Source organism: Streptomyces sp. NPDC079141, assembly GCF_040686775.1.
Lineage (GTDB): Bacteria > Actinomycetota > Actinomycetes > Streptomycetales > Streptomycetaceae > Streptomyces.
Genome location: NZ_JBFBLP010000025.1, coordinates 21319 through 38685 on the forward strand (window position 1 = coordinate 21319; position 17367 = coordinate 38685).

Genomic DNA, 17367 nt, shown 5'->3' on the forward strand with positions numbered 1-17367 from the left:
CGGGTCCTCACGGCTATCGGGTTCCCCACATGTAGGTCTGCTTCTTGAGCTTCAGGTAGACGAAGCTCTCGGTGGAGCGCACCCCGGGGATGGCTCGGATGCGGCGGTTGATGACTTCCAGCAGGTGGTCGTCGTCCTCGCAGACGATCTCCACCATCAGGTCGAAGGAGCCTGCGGTCATCACCACGTACTCGCATTCGGACATGCCGGTCAGTGCGTCGGCCACGGACTCCACGTCGCCCTCGACATGGATGCCGACCATCGCCTGGCGCCGGAAACCCACGGTGAGCGGGTCGGTGACGGCGACGATCTGCATCACGCCCTGGTCGAGCAGCTTCTGGACGCGCTGGCGCACGGCCGCCTCGGAGAGGCCCACGGCCTTGCCGATGGCTGCGTACGGCCGGCGGCCGTCCTCCTGGAGCTGTTCGATGATGGCGAGGGAGACGGCGTCCAGGTGCGGCGAGCTGCCGTTCCTGGATTCGCGGGGGGACTCGCGGGAGTCCCTGGGGTCTGCGCTTCGACTGGCCACGAGTTCACTGTGCACGCGTCTCGACAGTTTTGCAAGGCCGTAGCGATGAAATTCGTTGTTTACGTAGCCGAGACTTGCGGATTTCGCAGATCTGGTGGTGGTAGGGCTGTTGAAAACGTCAGGTCGCCGACTAGGGTGGGTGTCTCAGTGATTGGACAGTTCGACCTGACACAGGAGGCCGGCAGTGAGCACCGAGCTGCGTCGTCTGCGCAACTACATCGACGGTGAGTTCCGGGACGCCGCCGACGGACGGACCACCGAGGTGGTCAACCCCGCGACGGGAGAGGCGTACGCGACCGCGCCACTGTCGGGGTCGGCGGACGTCGACGCCGCCATGGAGGCCGCCGCCCAGGCCTTCCCCGCCTGGCGCGACACCACTCCCGCCGAGCGCCAGAAGGCCCTCCTGAAGATCGCGGACGCGTTCGAGGAGCGCGCCGAGGAACTGATCGCGGCCGAGGTGGAGAACACCGGCAAGCCGACCGGGCTCACCCGGTCGGAGGAGATCCCGCCGATGGTCGACCAGATCCGCTTCTTCGCGGGTGCGGCGCGGATGCTGGAGGGCCGCTCGGCCGGCGAGTACATGGACGGGATGACGTCGATCATCCGCCGTGAGCCGGTCGGCGTCTGCGCGCAGGTCGCGCCGTGGAACTACCCGATGATGATGGCCGTATGGAAGTTCGCCCCGGCGATCGCGGCCGGCAACACGGTCGTGCTGAAGCCGTCGGACACCACCCCGGCCTCCACCGTCCTGATCGCCGACATCATCGGCTCGATCCTGCCCAAGGGCGTCTTCAACGTCATCTGCGGCGACCGTGACACCGGCCGGCTGATGGTCGAGCACCCGACCCCGGCGATGGCCTCCATCACCGGTTCGGTCCGGGCCGGCATGTCGGTCGCCGAGTCCGCGTCCAAGGACGTCAAGCGGGTCCACCTGGAGCTGGGCGGCAAGGCGCCGGTCGTCGTGTTCGAGGACACCGACATCGCCAAGGCCGTCGAGGACATCTCCGTGGCGGGCTTCTTCAACGCCGGGCAGGACTGTACGGCCGCCACGCGCGTGCTCGTCCAGGCCTCCATCCACGACGAGTTCGTGTCGGCGCTCGCCAAGGCGGCGGCCGACACGAAGACGGGCCAGCCGGACGACGAGGACGTGCTGTACGGGCCGCTGAACAACCCGAACCAGCTCAAGCAGGTCTCCGGATTCATCGAGCGGCTGCCCGCGCACGCCAAGGTCGAGGCCGGTGGCCACCGGGTCGGCGAGAAGGGCTACTTCTACGCGCCGACCGTCGTCTCGGGTCTGAAGCAGGACGACGAGATCATCCAGAACGAGGTCTTCGGGCCGGTCATCACCGTCCAGTCCTTCTCGGACGAGGACCAGGCCGTGCAGTGGGCCAACGGCGTGGAGTACGCGCTGGCCTCGTCCGTGTGGACCAAGGACCACGGCCGTGCGATGCGGATGTCCAAGAAGCTGGACTTCGGGTGCGTGTGGATCAACACGCACATTCCGCTGGTCGCGGAGATGCCGCACGGCGGGTTCAAGAAGTCCGGGTACGGCAAGGACCTGTCGGGGTACGGGTTCGAGGACTACACGCGGATCAAGCACGTGATGACGTCGCTGGACGTGTGACGCTCCGCTGAGGGGGGCCGGTTCCCGGCCCCCCTCAGTCGTGCTCTCAGACGCTGCTGGTCAGGGACGGCCGGCCGTCCTCGTGCTCGCCGTGCTCGCGCAGCTCGGGCAGTTCGTCCTTGCCGGGGTGCGCGGGCGGCTTCGGCAGGTCCTTCGGGGCCGACGGAAGGGTGATGCCCGCCTCCTCCAGGATCGGGGCGCACTTCTTGATCGCCTTGCGGTGGTCCTTGCCGAACAGGTCCGCCGGGTCCTCGCCCTTGGCGGCCACCATCCTCACCTGCAGGCGGATCGCGCCGTCCTCGTCCTTCTCCGCGTGGAAGTCGGGGAAGACCGTCTGTCCTGCGCCGCGCATGCACGCGGCGAAGTCGTCGTTCGCCTCGTTGACGTCGTCCGGCGCGCCGTCGGTCGGCCGGTAGTCCACCGCGAGACCGGGGCCCTTGCGGGGCGGTTCGCCGGTGGAGCCGGACGTGTCCGTGGCCGTCGCCGCCGATGCGGTGACCGTGCCGAGCGTGACGGCCGTGATCGTGGCCAGGGCGGCGAGAACGAGCCGCCGGGGCCTGGTCGCCGGTGCGGGCATGTGTTCCTCCTGTTGCAGTGCGGCTGTTGACGGCATCCACGCAACAGCCCGCACGGTTACGGCACGGGAACGGCGGCCCTTATCGCCCTGTAACCGGCCGCCCGCCACACTGGCCGCATGCGTGTGCTGGTGGTCGAGGACCACGAAGAACTCGCCGAGACCGTGGCCTCGGGCCTGCGCCGGGAGGGAATGGCGGTCGACCTCGCCTTCGACGGCACCACGGCACTGGAACGCGCCCAGGTCAACGGCTACGACGTCGTCGTCCTCGACCGCGATCTGCCCGGCCTGCACGGCGACCAGGTGTGCCGGACGCTGACCGCCGCGGGCAGCAGGGCGCGGGTGCTGATGCTGACGGCGGCCGGCACCGTGGCCGACCGGGTCGCGGGCCTCGGCCTCGGCGCCGACGACTACCTGTCCAAGCCGTTCGCGTTCACCGAACTCGTGGCCCGGATCAGGGCGTTGGCGCGGCGCGCGCAGCCCGCGCTGCCGCCGGTCCTGGTCCGCGGGGAGCTGCGGCTCGACCCGGCGCGGCGCACCGTGACCCGCTCCGGGCACGGACTCGCCCTCAGCCCCAAGGAGTTCGCAGTGCTGGAGCTTCTGATGGCCGCGCGCGGCGGAGTGGTCTCCGCCGAGGAACTCCTCGAACGCGCCTGGGACGAGGCGGCCGACCCCTTCAGCCAGACCGTGAAGGTCACCGTGAGCCGACTGCGCCGCAAGCTCGGGGAGCCGCCGCTGATCGAGACGGTCGAGCGGGCGGGGTACCGGCTGTGAGGAACGCCCCGGCCCGGCGCTTGCGGGGCCCGCGCAGCATCCGGTGGCGGCTCACCCTGCTGTACAGCGCGCTGTTCGCGGTCGCCGGGGCGGTGCTGCTGGCCGTCACCTATCTCCTCGTGGCGGGCAGCGAGCCGACGCTCACCGCGGGCGCGCCGCCCAGGCTGACACACCAGGTCGAGGAGCCGGACGCGCCGACGATCGCCTCCTACGTCGAGGAACGGCTGTCGGTGCTGCGCGAGGAGCAGCTGCACCAACTGCTCGTCGAGTCGGCCCTCGCGCTCGCCGTGATGACGGTGGCCTCGGTGGCGCTGGGCTGGCTGATGGCCGGACGGGTGCTGGCTCCCGTGCGCACCATGACCGCGGCCGCCCGCCGTATCTCCGCCGACAACCTTCACGAACGGCTCGCGGTGAGCGGCCCGGACGACGAGCTGAAGGCGATGGCGGACACCTTCGATGCCGTACTCGCCCGGCTGGAGGCCGCGTTCGAGGCGCAGAAGCGGTTCGTCGCGAACGCCTCGCACGAGTTGCGCACCCCGCTCACCCTCCAGCAGGCGATCGCCGATGTGACGCTCGCCGACTCCGACGCCTCCGCCGACAGCCTGCGCTCCGCGCTGCTCCGGGTGCGGGCGGCGGGGCAGGAGCAGGAGCGGCTGATCGACGCGCTGCTCACCCTGGCCCGCAGCCAACGCGGTCTGGAGCGGCGGGAGTACGTCGATCTCGCGGCCGTCGTCCGGGAACATCTGCCGTGCTCCGGCCCGCGTGTGGAGGCGCGTCTCGACCCGGCGCCCGTGCTCGGCGACCCTCAGTTGCTCGAACGGCTGGTGGTCAACCTCGCCGACAACGCCGTACGGCACAACCTCCCGGAAGGGAGCTGGGTCCGGGTGTGGACCGGCCTGGACGCGCAGGGGCGGCCCGGGCTGCGGATCGAGAACAGCGGGCCGCTGATACCGGCCGACCAGGCGGCCGGACTCTTCCAGCCCTTCAGACGGCTGGGGGCGGAACGGCTGCGGAAGCGGGACGGCCATGGCCTCGGGCTGTCCATCGTCGCCGCGGTCGTCGCGGCGCACGACGGGCGGGTGCTGGCCCGGACCCGGCCGGAGGGCGGGCTGGCCGTGGAGGTCGCCCTGCCCGGCACCCGGTGATCGACAGGGTGTCGTTGGCTCAGTGCCCTCACAAGGTTTTGAACATGTTCAATTACAGGCGTACGCTGCCGTCATGAGCGACAGAGCCGCCCTTCTCAAGGGCATCCGCGCCTGGTTGGTCCTCTTCGTCGTCTGCCTGGTGCTCAGCGGCGCCACGGCCTTCCCGCTCGTCCACGAACTGCGCTGGACCGAGGAGCTGTTGCGGCACCTCCCCACGCCGGACGCCCTGATGGACTGGATCGTGCGCGTCCGGCAGGGCCTCGACACCGCCGACGCCGACTACCCCTTCCTCCTCTACGGCACCGACTGGCTCGCCTTCGCCCACCTCGTCATCGCCGTCGCCTTCTACGGTCCCTACCGCGACCCCGTCCGCAACATCTGGGTCGTCGAGTTCGGGATGATCGCCTGCGCCGGGATCATCCCGCTCGCGCTGATCTGCGGACCGGTCCGCGGGATCCCGTTCTGGTGGAGTGTGATCGACATGTCGTTCGGGGTGTTCGGGGTGATTCCGCTGTACGTCGTGCGCCGGAAGATCAAGAGGCTGGAGGCGCTGACCCCGGCTCCCGTACCCGCGCTCGCTACTTGAGCGCGGCCCGCACGATCCGCTCGATGACCGGATTGCCCGCCTCGTCCTTGGCGTCGTTGTCGTTGACCGAGTAGACGAGCGTACGGCTCAGGTCGCGCGTCGCGGCTACGGCGGAGCTGTAGCCGTAGCGGGCCCCGGACTTGACCCAGTAGACCCTGCCCTCGTGCTCCCAGCGCTGGAATCCGGCGCTGTAGGTCGCCCCGTCGATGCCCGCCGGGACCGTGAACATCTCCTCCAGCTGCGGTCCCGGCACGATCCGTCCCCGGAACAGCGCCGTGATCAGCCGCTCCAGGTCCTGGGTCGTCGAGATCATGTCGCCGGCCGCCCAGCGGTCCGCCTGGTTCCACTCGGTGACGTCGACGAGCGTCGTGGTTCCGTCCGGCCGGACCATCGTCTGGTAGCCGTGGTTGTGCGGGCCACGGATCCGGGGGTCGGTGCCGGGGAAGTACGTGTGCCGCATCCCGGCGGGGCGCAGGACGCGCCGGGTGGCCTCGGAGGCGTACGAGTGTCCCGTCACCTTCTCGATGAGCATGCCGAGGACCGTGTAGTTGATGTTCAGGTAGTGCTGCTTGCTGCCCGGGTCGAATTCCGGTCCCTTCGCGACCGCCGACGCCACGACCTGGGCCGGGGGCAGCGTGTCGAAGCGGTGTGCGTACGGGTCGTCGAAGCCGTCGCCCGGCTGGATGCCGCTCGTGTGGTTCAGCAGCTGCCGTACGGTGATCGGGTCGAACTCCGCGCTCAGCAGGCCCGGCAGATAGTGCTGCACGGGCGTGTCCAGGCCGACGCGGCCGTCCGCCGCGAGCTGGAGCACGACCGCCGCCGTCACCACCTTCGTCGTCGAGCCGGCCCGGAACCGTGCGTGCGGATCCGCCGCCCGGCCGCTGTTCAGATCGTGCACGCCCGAGCTGCCGCGCCAGCTGCCGCCGGTGCCGCCGACCCGGACGAGGGCGGCCGTCGCGTCGGCGTCCGGGAGCCCGGCGATCGCGGCGCGCAGTGCGCCGGCGTCCGGTGCGGTGGTGCTGGGCGCGTGGACCGGGGTCGCCGCGAGGGCAGGTACGGCAAGCGGGCCGGCGGCGAGCGCCAGGGCGAGGGAGGCGGACAGGGCAACGGCGCGGACGCGCATCGGCTGCTCCAGGGTCGGTGGGGTGTCAGTGATCATCCTCCGGGTGCTGCGCACGCGTCGGATCGTCGGCGAGGAGGGCGGTCGCCCCTGGGAGAACCCTGAGCAACTCCCGTACCGGATAAGGGTGTTGTCGGGGATCGCACCTACGGGTCCGAAAAACTGTTATCGCGGAGGCCGCCGGTCCGTCTCCCAGCTGTGAACCCCCTCGTGGCCGTCCCCACAGCCACGGCTGAGAAAGTGCTTACTGCGAGGGAAGACACGGGAAGGGACGGATGTGCACGGCAGCCACTGGCGCGACACCATCGCGGCCGCGCAGGCCGGCGACCGGCGTGCGCTGGAGGAGCTGGTCGAGGGCTGGCTTCCGCTGGTCTACAACGTCGTCGGACGGGCGCTGAACGGGCACGCCGACGTCGACGACGTCGTGCAGGAGACCATGCTGCGGGCCGTGGACAACCTCGGTTCGCTGCGTGATCCGGACAGTTTCCGGTCCTGGCTGGTCGCGATCGCCATGCGGCAGATACGGGACCGGGCGCGCCGCAGGCAGCCCGCCGCGCCGCTCGACGAGTCGGCCGCGCAGCAGGACTTCGCCGAACTCACCGTGCTGCGCCTCGGACTTGAGGGCCAGCGGCGGGAGGTCGCCGAGGCGGTGCCCTGGCTCGACGACGAGGACCGGCAGCTGCTGTCGCTGTGGTGGCTGGAGGTCGCGGGCGAGCTGAGCAGGCGTGAGCTGGCCGCGGCGGCCGGGATCAGCCGACAGCATGCCGCGGTGCGCGTGCAGCGGGTGAAGGAACGGCTGGAGACCGCGCGCGGCATCGTGCGAGCGCTGGACGGCGCCTGCCCCGACCTGCGCGAACTGACCGCCCGCTGGAACGGCCGCCCCGACTCGGTCTGGCGCAAGCGGCTGGCCCGGCACATCAGGGGCTGCGGCTACTGCGGCGACGCCCACGAGTCCGTCGTACCGGCGGAGCGGCTCCTCGTCGGACTCGCGCTCGTCCCGCTGCCGGTCGGCTTCACGCTGTCGCTGGCCCTCGGCGGCAAGACGGCCGCCGCGGCGGCCTCCGTCGGCTGGTCCGCCAAGGTGCTGGGCGCGCTCACCCAGCCCGTCGTCGCCGTCACGGCCGGTGCGACCCTCGTCGCGGGCGGCGCCTACGTCGTCACCCAGCCGTCCGACGACCCGCCACCCCCGCGCGCAGCCAGCACCTACCGACCCCCCTCGCCGTCACCCACCCCCACGCCCACCGCCAGCCCCGCCCCCACACCGTCCCCCTCGAAGACCGAGCTCTACGGCACCGTCGTCGACGCCGTGGACCGGGCACCGGACCCGGACACCGGGCCTGCCGCCCTGCCCCGCCGTCCCGCGACCGGCCTCACCAGCACCTGGGGCGCCAAGGCGGTCATGCAGCACCGTGGCGAGAGCCTGACGCTCAGCGGGCAGGGCTATGTGCTGGTGCGCTGGCAGATCGCCCCGCACGACCGGTCCGGCGGCCTGGCCATGCCGACGTGGACCGGTCTGCGGGGCAAGCTGTTCCATGTCGCGTCGGGCGGCGGGCGCCGTATGGACGACGTTGTCGGGGACGGCTCCGACCGCGGCTACGTCACCGGTATGGGCGGCCCCGACATCGGCTGGACCGTGCTGCCCGAGGGCACCCAGCAGATGTGGCAGAACGAGTACTTCTACCTCGACGGGACCGTCACCCTCCACCAGAACGAGCGCGGCGCCTCCTACGGCCTGACCGTCATGCCGACGGACTGGGACGCCGTGCACAACGACGTCCTCCAGGGCCCCGAGCAGGGTGTGATCCGCTACGGCCTGGTCCGCGACACCGGCGACGACACCGCGCCCGTACCGCAGTACGTCACGCGCGCCACCCCCGCCGATCCGGCGACGGTGGCGCAGCGTTCGCGTGTGTGAGCGCGTGCAGCGCGTCGACCCGGTTGGTGGTGATCGAGTCGACGCCCAGGCCGATGAGGCGGCGCATCGAGCGACGTGTGTCGGGGGTCCAGGCCGACAGCAGGTGCCCGCCCCGGTGGACCCGCTCGGCGAGGGCCCGGTCGACCAACCCGAAACGGTAGTTGAGCCAGCGCGGCCGCACCGCCTCCAGCAGCGCGGGCCGCGGGGGCGCCAGCGTCGTCCAGGTCAGCGCGATCTCGGCGGCCGGGTCGGCTGCGCGCACGGCGAGCATGGCGGGGGCGGCCGCGCAGTAGTACACGCGGTCCTCCGCCCCGCACTCGCGCACGACGTCCACGATCCCGCGCACCGTGCGCCGGTCCGGTTCGCCGGGCAGGTCGATCATCACCCGGTGTCCGTCGGTCGCGGACAGTGCCTCGGCCAGCGTCGGCACCCCGCCCGCCGTGTGGCCGCGCAGTTCGTCCGCCGACAGTGCGCGCAGCGGGCGGTCCAGTTCCCACAGCCGCTTGAGCGTCTCGTCGTGCAGCAGGACGGGCACGCCGTCCCGGGTGACGCGCACATCGACCTCGACGGCGTCGGCGCCCCGGCGGAGCGCGGAGCGCAGCGAGTCGAGGGTGTTCTCGCGGAAGCGGTAGGGGTCGCCGCGGTGGGCGACGGCCGTGACCGTGGTGGTCATCGGGCCAGCCAGGCCGTGGTGTACGTGTCGATCTCGGCCTTGATCCGGGCCTTGGCGGGCTCGTCGAGGAAGGCCGCGTCGACCGCGTTGTGCGCCAGCTGCGCGAGGCCGCGCTCGTCGAGTTCCAGCAGGCGGGCGGCGACCGCGTACTCGTTGTTCAGGTCGGTGCCGAACATCGGCGGGTCGTCGGAGTTGATGGTGACCAGGACCCCGGCCCGCACGAACTCCTTGATCGGGTGCTCGTCGAGGGTGCGCACCGCGCGCGTGGCGATGTTGGAGGTTGGGCACACCTCCAGCGGGATGCGGTGCTCGGCGAGGTGCGTGAGGAGCTTCGGGTCCTGGGCGGAGCTGGTGCCGTGCCCGATGCGCTCGGCGCGCAGATACGTCAGCGCGTCCCAGACCGTCTCCGGGCCGGTGGTCTCACCGGCGTGCGGCACCGAGTGCAGGCCGGCGGCGATCGCCCGGTCGAAGTAGGGCTTGAACTGCGGCCGCGGTACGCCGATCTCGGGACCGCCGAGACCGAACGACACCAGCCCCTCCGGGCGCAGCTTGTCGTCGGTGGCGAGCCGCACGGTCTCCTCGGCGGACTCCAGACCCGCCTCGCCGGGGATGTCGAAGCACCAGCGCAGTACGGTCCCGAAGTCGGCCTCCGCCGCCTTGCGGGCGTCCTCGATCGCGTCCATGAAGCCGCGCTCGTCGATGCCGCGGCGGGTGGAGGAGAAGGGGGTGACGGTCAGTTCGGCGTACCGCACCTGCTGGCGGTTCAGGTCCCGGGCCACCTCGTACGTCAGCAGCCGTACGTCCTCCGGTGTGCGGATCAGATCCACGACGGACAGGTACACGTCGATGAAGTGGGCGAAGTCCGTGAAGGTGAAGTAGTCGGCCAGGGCCTCGGGGTCGGTGGGAACCTTGGAGTCGGGGTGGCGGGCGGCCAGTTCCGACACGATGCGGGGGGAGGCGGAGCCGACGTGGTGCACATGCAGTTCGGCCTTGGGCAGTCCGGCGATGAAGGCGTGCAGGTTGCCTGTGGCGGCGGTCAGGTCGGTCAAGGTTCCTCCCCGGGAACGGCGTCCGCGCCGGCTGCGGCGGGACGCGGGTGATCGGCTGATCGATGACTCGGGGATCATCGTAGGCCGGGGACGCGGCGTCCGGGGCCGGGCCGTAGCATGACGGAACGTACGACAGAGGGGGTCCCGCGCATGTCCGACGACGCTCAGACGCCGGATACACCGGGGAACGGGTTCGAGGTCGATCTCACCAAGCGGAGCGGGTCGGGCGCGCAGGACGCCACCGACAGTACGGCCGCCGCACCGAGCCCCTGGGCCCCTCCTGCGCAGGCCTCCGACGGCCCCGGCACCACCCTCGCCTCGAACGCCCCGCAGTCCTGGCCGGCCCCGTCGGTGCACGACCAGCAGACGGTCACGTCGATGCCGGGTCCGGCCCAGCCGTGGGCCGGACCGGGCGGGCCCGCCGACCCCTTCGCCCCGCCCGCCCCCTACACCCAGGGCGAGCCCGTCCCCCCGCCCCCCATCGCCCCCGACGGCCCCGGCCAGGTCCCCTACGGCTACCCCGGTGGCTACGGCTACCCGCCCCAGATGGGCTACGGCTATCCACCCCAGGCGGGCTACGGCGGCTACGCCTGGCCCGGTATGCAGCCGCCGCCGAGCAATGGGATGGGGACGACCGCGCTGGTGCTCGGGATCATCTCGGCCGCCGTCTTCTGTCTGTGGCCGGTGGCCATCCTGCTCGGTGTGCTGGCGCTGATCTTCGGTCTGATCGGCCGCGGGAAGGTACGGCGGAACGAGGCGACCAACCCCGGTCAGGCCCTGGCCGGGACCATCTGCGGAGCCGCGGGCATCGTCCTCGGCCTGGTGATGGTGGCGTTCGTGATCGCGACGTGAGCGCGGAGACCCCCGGCTTCCAGGCCTTCTAGGCCGCCCGCAGTCTCTCCCGCGCCTCCATCAGCGCGAACCCCAGCAGATTCGGCCCCCGCCACCGCTCGGGATCCATCGCGGCCTCGTCGTTCGCCGCCAGGCCGATGCCCCAGATCCGGTCCATGGGGCTGGCCTCCACCAGCACACGCTCGCCCGTGCCCAGCAGGAACGCCCGCAGCGCGTCGTCGGAGCCGAACTTGTGGACGCTGCCCTCGACCACGATCCCGAACCGCTCACGCTCCCATATGCCCTCGTCGAAGCCCCGCACCAGCCGCCCGGCGTTCTTCGCCTGCGACGGATGGTCCGCCGCGAGCACCTGCCGCTCGGCCTCGGCGTCGCCGAACAGCCGGGCCTTGCCGGCCATCATCCAGTGCTCGGCCGTCGCGTACTCCACCCCGTCCACCGTGAACGGCGACGGCCACCACTGGCTCAGACAGCTCGCGCCGATGCTTCCGTCGGGCCGCGGCCGGTGCCCCCAGAAGTGCAGATACTTGATCCCCGCCCCCGCGTGGACCGCCCTGACCAGGGCTTCCCGGGAATTGATCTTTGCCATGCATGCGAGTGTGGCACGCACCACTGACAGGACGTCCCTCCTTTTCCATGCCGACTCGACACCTGGTCGACAGATTCCGTCGCGTAACCAAAAGGCAACAACGGAATCACTTGTTGGAGTGCCATTGCTCTGTCAGGATCGGCACTCAAATCGAGCTGGAGCTACGCCACCCGCCCCCGTGGACAGCGGGGCGAAGGCGGAGGAGAGCGACATGCACAACCCGGGCAATGCCACCCCGGAACGATTCCCCGCCGAGGAGCGCTTCGCGGCCGGTGCGCAGTACATTGCGGGCCGCCTGACGAAGGGCACCTCGGGCCGCACCCACGCGGTCGTCGACCCGGCCACCGGCGAGGAGGTCCTGACCTACGAGCTGGCCGGCACCGACGACGTCGACGCCGCCGTGGCCGCCGCCCGTGCGGCCTTCCCCGGCTGGTCCGGAGCCACCCCGGGCGAGCGCTCCGACGCGCTGCACAAGCTGGCCGCCGTGCTCGCGGACCGCGCCGAGGAGTTCGCCCGCGCCGAGTCCCTCCAGTGCGGCAAGCCGCTGAAGCTGACCCGAGAGTTCGACGTGCCCGGCACGGTCGACAACACCGCGTTCTTCGCCGGTGCCGCCCGTCATCTCCAGGGCCAGTCGGCCGGCGAGTACTCCGGCGACCACACCTCGTACGTGCGCCGCGAGGCCATCGGTGTGGTCGGCTCCATCGCCCCCTGGAACTACCCCCTCCAGATGGCTGCCTGGAAGATCCTCCCGGCGATCGCCGCGGGCAACACCATCGTGCTCAAGCCCGCCGAGCTCACCCCGCTCACCTCGCTGCTGTTCGCCGAGGCCTGTACTGAGGCGGGCATCCCGGACGGTGTCGTCAACATCGTCACCGGCACCGGAAGGGAGGCCGGCGAGCACCTCGTCGGCCACCCGGACGTGGCCATGACCTCCTTCACCGGCTCCACCGCGGTCGGCAAGCGCGTCGCCGAGATCGCCACCGCCACCGTCAAGCGGATCCACCTGGAGCTCGGTGGCAAGGCGCCCTTCGTCGTCTTCGACGACGCCGATGTGGAGGCCGCCGCCAACGGCGCGGTCGCGGGCGCCCTCATCAACACCGGGCAGGACTGCACGGCCGCCACGCGCGCGTACGTGCAGCGCCCGCTGTACGAGGAGTTCGTCGCGCGCACGGCCGCCCTCATGGAGACCGTCCGGCTCGGCGACCCCTTCGCCGAGGGCACCGACCTCGGCCCGCTCATCTCCCACGTCCAGCGGGACCGGGTCGCCGGGTTCGTCGACCGGGCGCGTGCCTACGCGCGCGTGGTGACCGGCGGCGAGATCCCCGACGGCAAGGGGGCGTACTACCGCCCCACCCTCGTCGCGGACGCCCCTCAGGACAGCGAGATCGTCCAGTCCGAGATCTTCGGGCCGGTCCTCGTGGTCCTGCCCTTCGACACCGACGACGAGGGCCTCGCCCTCGCCAATGACACCCCGTACGGTCTCGCCGCCTCCGCCTGGAGCCGCGACGTATACCGGGCGAACCGCGCCACCCGCGAGATCAAGGCGGGCTGTGTGTGGGTGAACGACCACATCCCGATCATCAGCGAGATGCCCCACGGCGGGTACAAGGCGTCCGGCTTCGGCAAGGACATGTCCGCGTACTCGTTCGAGGAGTACACGCAGATCAAGCACGTCATGTTCGACAACACGGCGGTCGTCAGGAAGGACTGGCACCGCACGATCTTCGGGGACCGATAGCAACCAGGCCGCCTGACCCGCGGCCGCCCGACCTCCCGAAAGGGCACCAAGCGCATGGAGCAGTTCGAGCCCGACCGCCTGTCCCCGGCCCAAGTGGCCGCCATGCGGCGCAGCTTCCGCAACGGCAGGGCGTCCCTCTCCCGCCGTTCCCTGCTGCGCGCCTCCGCCGGCGGCGCGCTCGCGGTCGGCGGTCTGGGGGCGCTGAGCGCCTGCGGTATCCCGGCCGCCGGCAAGTCCGAGGGCGGAGTGTCCGCGGACGACCACTCGGCCAAGGAGAAGACCATCAGCTTCTCCAACTGGACCGAGTACATGGACGTGGACGAGAGCGAGAAGCACCACCCCACGCTCGACGCGTTCACCGAGCGGACCGGCATCAAGGTCAAGTACACCGAGGACATCAACGACAACGTCGAGTTCTTCGGCAAGATCAAGCCGCAGCTCGCGGCCGGCCAGGACACCGGACGCGACCTCATCTGCGTCACCGACTGGCTGGCGGCCCGCCTGATCCGCCTGGGCTGGGTCCAGAAACTGGACCCGGCCAACCTGCCGAACGCCTACGCCAACCTGTCCGCCCAGTTCCGCACCCCGGACTGGGACCCGGGCCGCGCCTACTCGTATGTGTGGCAGGGCATTTCGACCGTCATCGCCTACAACAAGAAGGCGCTGGACGGCGAAGAGGTCAAGACGGTCTCCGACCTCCTCGACAACCCCAAGCTCAAGGGCAAGGTCGGCTTCCTGTCGGAGATGCGCGACAGCATCGGCATGACGCTGCTCGACATGGGCAAGGACCCGGGCAACTTCACCGCCGACGACTACGACGCGGCCATCGCCCGCATCCAGAAGGCCGTCGACAAGGGCCAGATCCGCCGCTTCACCGGCAACGACTACACCTCCGACCTGACCAGCGGCGACTTCGCCGCCTGTATCGCCTGGGCCGGAGACGTCGTACAGCTCAAGGCGGACAGCCCGGACATCGACTTCATCATCCCGGACAGCGGATACATCACGTCGACCGACAACCTGCTGGTCCCCAACAAGGCCCGGCACAAGACCAACGCCGAGCGGCTCATCGACTACTACTACGAGCCCAAGGCCGCCGCCGAACTCGCCGCGTACATCAACTACGTGACCCCCGTCGACGGGATCAAGGACGAACTGGCCGAGATCGACGAGGACGCGGCGAACAACCCGCTGATCATCCCCGACAAGGAGATGGCCGCGAAGTCCCGCGCCTTCCGTTCGCTGAGTTCGAAGGAAGAGACGGCCTTTGAAGAGAAGTTCGCGAAGCTGACTGGGGCGTGATCGACGTGACGAACAAGAACGACAACACCGGCGACGTCCGTCTCTCGGGCATCAGCAAGACGTACGACAACGGCTTCACCGCCGTACACCCGCTGGACCTGACCGTCCCGCAGGGCTCCTTCTTCGCCCTGCTCGGCGCCTCCGGCTGCGGAAAGACGACAACCCTGCGCATGATCGCGGGACTTGAGGAGCCCACCACGGGCACGGTCTCCCTCGGCGAGCAGGACGTCACCCATCTGCCGCCCTACAAACGGCCCGTGAACACGGTCTTCCAGTCCTACGCCCTCTTCCCGCACCTCGACATCTTCGAGAATGTCGCCTTCGGTCTGCGCCGGCGCGGCATCAAGAGCGTGAAGAAGCAGGTCGAGGAGATGCTGGAGCTGGTCCAGCTCGGCGAGCAGGCGCGCAAGAAGCCGCACCAGCTCTCCGGCGGCCAGCAGCAGCGCGTCGCGGTCGCCCGCGCGCTGATCAACCACCCCAAGGTGCTCCTCCTCGACGAGCCCCTCGGCGCCCTCGACCTCAAGCTGCGCCGCCAGATGCAGCTGGAGCTCAAGCGCATCCAGACCGAGGTCGGCATCACCTTCGTGCATGTCACGCACGACCAGGAGGAGGCCATGACGATGGCCGACACGGTCGCCGTGATGAACGCGGGCCGCGTCGAGCAGCTCGGCGCCCCCGCCGACCTGTACGAGAACCCGAGGACGACGTTCGTCGCCAACTTCCTGGGCACCTCCAACCTCATCGAGGCCGAGGTGGACGCCAAGTCCGGCGGCGACATCGTCCTCAAGGCGGGCGGCGGCAAGCTCGTACTGCCCGAGGCGCGCTGTTCCGCGCCCACCACGACCGGCGGCAAGGTGCTGGTCGGCGTACGCCCGGAGAAGATCTCCCTCACGCACGCCGACGACGCCGGTGAGATCCCGGACGGCCGCAACCGCGTCACCGGCAAGATCGCCGACGCGTCCTTCATCGGCGTCTCCACGCAGTACGTCATCGACAGCCCGGTCTGCCCCGAGCTCGCGGTCTACGCCCAGAACGTCGACCGTGACCCCCGCCTGGTGCCCGGCGCCGACGTCGTCCTGCACTGGTCGCCGGCCCACACCTTCGGCCTCGACGCCGCTCAGGACATCGACGCGGGCACCGAGGAAGAGGCGGTCTGATGGCGACGGTCACCGAGGCGCCGCCTCTGGCGCCCGCCCCCGAGAAGAAGCCCCCGCGCAAGCGGGGCCGCTGGACGCCGTACCTCCTGCTGCTGCCCGGACTCGCCTGGCTGCTGGTGTTCTTCGCGCTGCCGATGGTCTACCAGGCGTCGACCTCGGTGCAGACCGGCTCCCTGGAGCAGGGCTACGAGGTCACCTGGCACTTCGCCACCTACTGGGACGCGCTGACCGAGTACTACCCGCAGTTCCTGCGGTCGGTGCTGTACGCCGGTTCCGCGACGGTCCTGTGTCTGCTGCTGGGCTACCCGCTCGCGTACCTGATCGCGTTCCGGGCCGGCCGCTGGCGGAACCTGATCATGATCCTGGTGATCGCGCCGTTCTTCACCAGCTTCCTGATCCGCACCCTGGCCTGGAAGACGATCCTCGCGGACGGCGGCCCGGTCGTCGGCGCGCTGAACTCGCTGCACGTCCTGGACGTCACCAGCTGGCTCGGCATGACCGCCGGCGACCGTGTGCTGGCCACCCCGCTGGCGGTGGTCTGCGGTCTGACGTACAACTTCCTGCCGTTCATGATCCTGCCGCTGTACACCTCGCTGGAGCGCATCGACCCCAGGCTGCACGAGGCGGCGAACGACCTGTACGCGAAGCCGTCCACGACCTTCCGGAAGGTCACCTTCCCGCTGTCGATGCCGGGTGTCGTCTCCGGCACGCTGCTGACGTTCATCCCGGCCGCCGGTGACTACGTGAACGCCGATCTGCTCGGCTCCACCGACACCCGAATGATCGGCAACGTCATCCAGTCGCAGTTCCTGCGGATCCTCGACTATCCGACGGCGGCGGCGCTCTCCTTCATCCTGATGTTCGCGATCCTGATCATGGTGTCGCTGTACATCCGCAAGTCCGGTACGGAGGATCTGGTTTAAATGGCCTTCGTCAATTGGCTCAAGCGCAAATTCGTCGTCATCGCGGGCCTCTGCACGCTCGGATACCTGCTGCTGCCGAACGTCGTCGTCACGGTGTTCTCCTTCAACGATCCGAAGGGGCGCTTCAACTACGAGTGGCAGAACTTCTCGACCGACGCCTGGACCGACCCGTGCGGTGTCTCGGGTCTGTGCGACTCGCTGACCCTCAGCCTCCAGATCGCCTTCTGGTCGACGCTGGGCGCCACCGCCCTCGGCACGATGATCGCCTTCGCGCTGGTCCGCTACCGGTTCCGGGCGCGCGGCGCGATCAACTCGCTGATCTTCATGCCGATGGCCATGCCCGAGGTCGTCATGGCCGCCTCGCTGCTCACCCTGTTCCTCAACATGGGCGTCCAGCTGGGCTTCTGGACGATCCTCATCGCCCACATCATGTTCTGCCTCAGCTTCGTCGTGACGGCCGTCAAGGCGCGCGTCATGTCGATGGACCCGAGGCTGGAGCAGGCCGCGCAGGACCTCTACGCCGGCCCGTTCCAGACCTTCGTCAGGGTCACCCTGCCGATCGCGGCACCCGGAATCGCCGCGGGCGCGCTGCTCGCCTTCGCGCTCTCCTTCGACGATTTCATCATCACCAATTTCAACGCGGGCTCGACCGTCACGTTCCCCATGTTCGTCTGGGGCTCGGCGCAGCGCGGAACACCCGTTCAGATCAATGTCATCGGTACTGCCATGTTCATCGTCGCCGTACTGTTCGTGCTGGCCTCGATGGTCGTCGGCAACCGCCGAAACAAGCAAAAGGCATAAGACCTTTTCGAAAACCCTC

The 17367-nt window shown here is 70.1% G+C and carries 16 protein-coding genes and 1 pseudogene; 11 read left to right on the forward strand and 6 right to left on the reverse strand.

What is annotated here, in order from left to right:
• Positions 1 to 13: 13 nt before the first annotated feature.
• Positions 14 to 544 carry an Lrp/AsnC family transcriptional regulator gene (locus AB0Q90_RS39445; RefSeq protein ID WP_363165256.1) on the reverse strand — a complete coding sequence of 177 codons (531 nt, stop codon included), beginning with the start codon at positions 542 to 544 and terminating at the stop codon, positions 14 to 16.
• A 169-nt stretch (positions 545 to 713) separates the two neighbouring features.
• On the opposite strand from AB0Q90_RS39445, the gene AB0Q90_RS39450 reads away from it, so the two are divergent.
• Positions 714 to 2153, forward strand: coding sequence for a gamma-aminobutyraldehyde dehydrogenase (locus AB0Q90_RS39450; RefSeq protein ID WP_363165255.1), 1440 nt, complete (start codon positions 714 to 716; stop codon positions 2151 to 2153).
• Between the two features lie 46 nt (positions 2154 to 2199).
• On the opposite strand, the gene AB0Q90_RS39455 is transcribed toward AB0Q90_RS39450, so the two are convergent.
• Positions 2200 to 2730 (reverse strand): hypothetical protein, encoded by a 531-nt coding sequence (locus AB0Q90_RS39455; RefSeq protein WP_363165254.1) that lies wholly within the window; start codon positions 2728 to 2730, stop codon positions 2200 to 2202.
• Positions 2731 to 2847: 117 nt separating this feature from the next.
• Between AB0Q90_RS39455 and AB0Q90_RS39460 the strand changes: the two genes are divergently transcribed.
• From AB0Q90_RS39460 to AB0Q90_RS39470, 3 genes are all read left to right on the forward strand, one after another.
• Entirely contained in the window at positions 2848 to 3501 is a 654-nt protein-coding gene (locus AB0Q90_RS39460) for a response regulator transcription factor (RefSeq protein WP_363165253.1), read from the forward strand.
• Complete coding sequence (locus AB0Q90_RS39465) at positions 3498 to 4646, forward strand: ATP-binding protein (RefSeq protein WP_363165252.1); 1149 nt, start codon at positions 3498 to 3500, stop codon at positions 4644 to 4646. The genes AB0Q90_RS39460 and AB0Q90_RS39465 overlap by 4 nt, the downstream gene beginning before the upstream one ends.
• Before the next feature lie 73 nt (positions 4647 to 4719).
• Complete coding sequence (locus AB0Q90_RS39470) at positions 4720 to 5232, forward strand: hypothetical protein (protein ID WP_363165251.1); 513 nt, start codon at positions 4720 to 4722, stop codon at positions 5230 to 5232.
• On the opposite strand, the gene AB0Q90_RS39475 is transcribed toward AB0Q90_RS39470, so the two are convergent.
• A complete protein-coding gene (locus AB0Q90_RS39475; protein WP_363165278.1) occupies positions 5225 to 6355 on the reverse strand; it encodes a serine hydrolase domain-containing protein in 1131 nt (376 codons plus the stop codon). The genes AB0Q90_RS39470 and AB0Q90_RS39475 overlap by 8 nt on opposite strands.
• A 274-nt stretch (positions 6356 to 6629) precedes the next feature.
• Between AB0Q90_RS39475 and AB0Q90_RS39480 the strand changes: the two genes are divergently transcribed.
• Positions 6630 to 8267 carry a sigma-70 family RNA polymerase sigma factor gene (locus AB0Q90_RS39480; RefSeq protein WP_363165250.1) on the forward strand — a complete coding sequence of 546 codons (1638 nt, stop codon included), beginning with the start codon at positions 6630 to 6632 and terminating at the stop codon, positions 8265 to 8267.
• Here the strand turns inward: AB0Q90_RS39480 and AB0Q90_RS39485 are convergent.
• Positions 8212 to 8940: a glycerophosphodiester phosphodiesterase gene (locus tag AB0Q90_RS39485; protein WP_363165249.1), complete on the reverse strand. Its 729-nt coding sequence runs from the start codon at positions 8938 to 8940 to the stop codon at positions 8212 to 8214. The two genes, AB0Q90_RS39480 and AB0Q90_RS39485, sit on opposite strands and share 56 nt — an antisense overlap.
• A pseudogene (locus AB0Q90_RS39490) lies at positions 8937 to 10125 on the reverse strand (adenosine deaminase). The gene AB0Q90_RS39485 and the pseudogene AB0Q90_RS39490 overlap by 4 nt, the downstream one beginning before the upstream one ends.
• A gap of 14 nt (positions 10126 to 10139) precedes the next feature.
• On the opposite strand from AB0Q90_RS39490, the gene AB0Q90_RS39495 reads away from it, so the two are divergent.
• Positions 10140 to 10841, forward strand: coding sequence for a DUF4190 domain-containing protein (locus AB0Q90_RS39495; protein WP_363165248.1), 702 nt, complete (start codon positions 10140 to 10142; stop codon positions 10839 to 10841).
• 28 nt (positions 10842 to 10869) lie between these two features.
• Here the strand turns inward: AB0Q90_RS39495 and AB0Q90_RS39500 are convergent, their stop codons facing one another.
• Positions 10870 to 11427 (reverse strand): NADAR family protein, encoded by a 558-nt coding sequence (locus AB0Q90_RS39500; protein WP_363165247.1) that lies wholly within the window; start codon positions 11425 to 11427, stop codon positions 10870 to 10872.
• Between the two features lie 211 nt (positions 11428 to 11638).
• Here AB0Q90_RS39500 and AB0Q90_RS39505 point away from each other — a divergent pair, with 211 nt between their 5' ends.
• The 5 genes from AB0Q90_RS39505 to AB0Q90_RS39525 are packed head-to-tail and all read left to right on the forward strand — an operon-like array spanning position 11639 to position 17348.
• Entirely contained in the window at positions 11639 to 13165 is a 1527-nt protein-coding gene (locus AB0Q90_RS39505) for a gamma-aminobutyraldehyde dehydrogenase (RefSeq protein ID WP_363165246.1), read from the forward strand.
• Positions 13166 to 13219: 54 nt separating this feature from the next.
• Entirely contained in the window at positions 13220 to 14467 is a 1248-nt protein-coding gene (locus tag AB0Q90_RS39510) for a spermidine/putrescine ABC transporter substrate-binding protein (protein WP_363165245.1), read from the forward strand.
• Positions 14464 to 15624 (forward strand): ABC transporter ATP-binding protein, encoded by a 1161-nt coding sequence (locus tag AB0Q90_RS39515; RefSeq protein WP_363165244.1) that lies wholly within the window; start codon positions 14464 to 14466, stop codon positions 15622 to 15624. The genes AB0Q90_RS39510 and AB0Q90_RS39515 overlap by 4 nt, the downstream gene beginning before the upstream one ends.
• Entirely contained in the window at positions 15624 to 16547 is a 924-nt protein-coding gene (locus tag AB0Q90_RS39520; protein WP_363165243.1) for an ABC transporter permease, read from the forward strand. The genes AB0Q90_RS39515 and AB0Q90_RS39520 overlap by 1 nt, the downstream gene beginning before the upstream one ends.
• Positions 16548 to 17348, forward strand: a complete 801-nt coding sequence (locus tag AB0Q90_RS39525; RefSeq protein ID WP_363165242.1) for an ABC transporter permease — start codon at positions 16548 to 16550, stop codon at positions 17346 to 17348.
• Positions 17349 to 17367: the final 19 nt, after the last annotated feature.

Bases quoted from the DNA above. Each gene is read 5' to 3' on its own strand.
- AB0Q90_RS39455 (WP_363165254.1), bottom strand. From the start codon at position 2,730: ATGCCCGCACCGGCGACCAGGCCCCGGCGGCTCGTTCTCGCCGCCCTG.
- AB0Q90_RS39460 (WP_363165253.1), top strand. From the start codon at position 2,848: ATGCGTGTGCTGGTGGTCGAGGACCACGAAGAACTCGCCGAGACCGTG.
- AB0Q90_RS39470 (WP_363165251.1), top strand. From the start codon at position 4,720: ATGAGCGACAGAGCCGCCCTTCTCAAGGGCATCCGCGCCTGGTTGGTC.
- AB0Q90_RS39475 (WP_363165278.1), bottom strand. From the start codon at position 6,355: ATGCGCGTCCGCGCCGTTGCCCTGTCCGCCTCCCTCGCCCTGGCGCTC.
- AB0Q90_RS39485 (WP_363165249.1), bottom strand. From the start codon at position 8,940: ATGACCACCACGGTCACGGCCGTCGCCCACCGCGGCGACCCCTACCGC.
- AB0Q90_RS39495 (WP_363165248.1), top strand. From the start codon at position 10,140: ATGTCCGACGACGCTCAGACGCCGGATACACCGGGGAACGGGTTCGAG.
- AB0Q90_RS39500 (WP_363165247.1), bottom strand. From the start codon at position 11,427: ATGGCAAAGATCAATTCCCGGGAAGCCCTGGTCAGGGCGGTCCACGCG.
- AB0Q90_RS39505 (WP_363165246.1), top strand. From the start codon at position 11,639: ATGCACAACCCGGGCAATGCCACCCCGGAACGATTCCCCGCCGAGGAG.
- AB0Q90_RS39510 (WP_363165245.1), top strand. From the start codon at position 13,220: ATGGAGCAGTTCGAGCCCGACCGCCTGTCCCCGGCCCAAGTGGCCGCC.
- AB0Q90_RS39520 (WP_363165243.1), top strand. From the start codon at position 15,624: ATGGCGACGGTCACCGAGGCGCCGCCTCTGGCGCCCGCCCCCGAGAAG.
- AB0Q90_RS39525 (WP_363165242.1), top strand. From the start codon at position 16,548: ATGGCCTTCGTCAATTGGCTCAAGCGCAAATTCGTCGTCATCGCGGGC.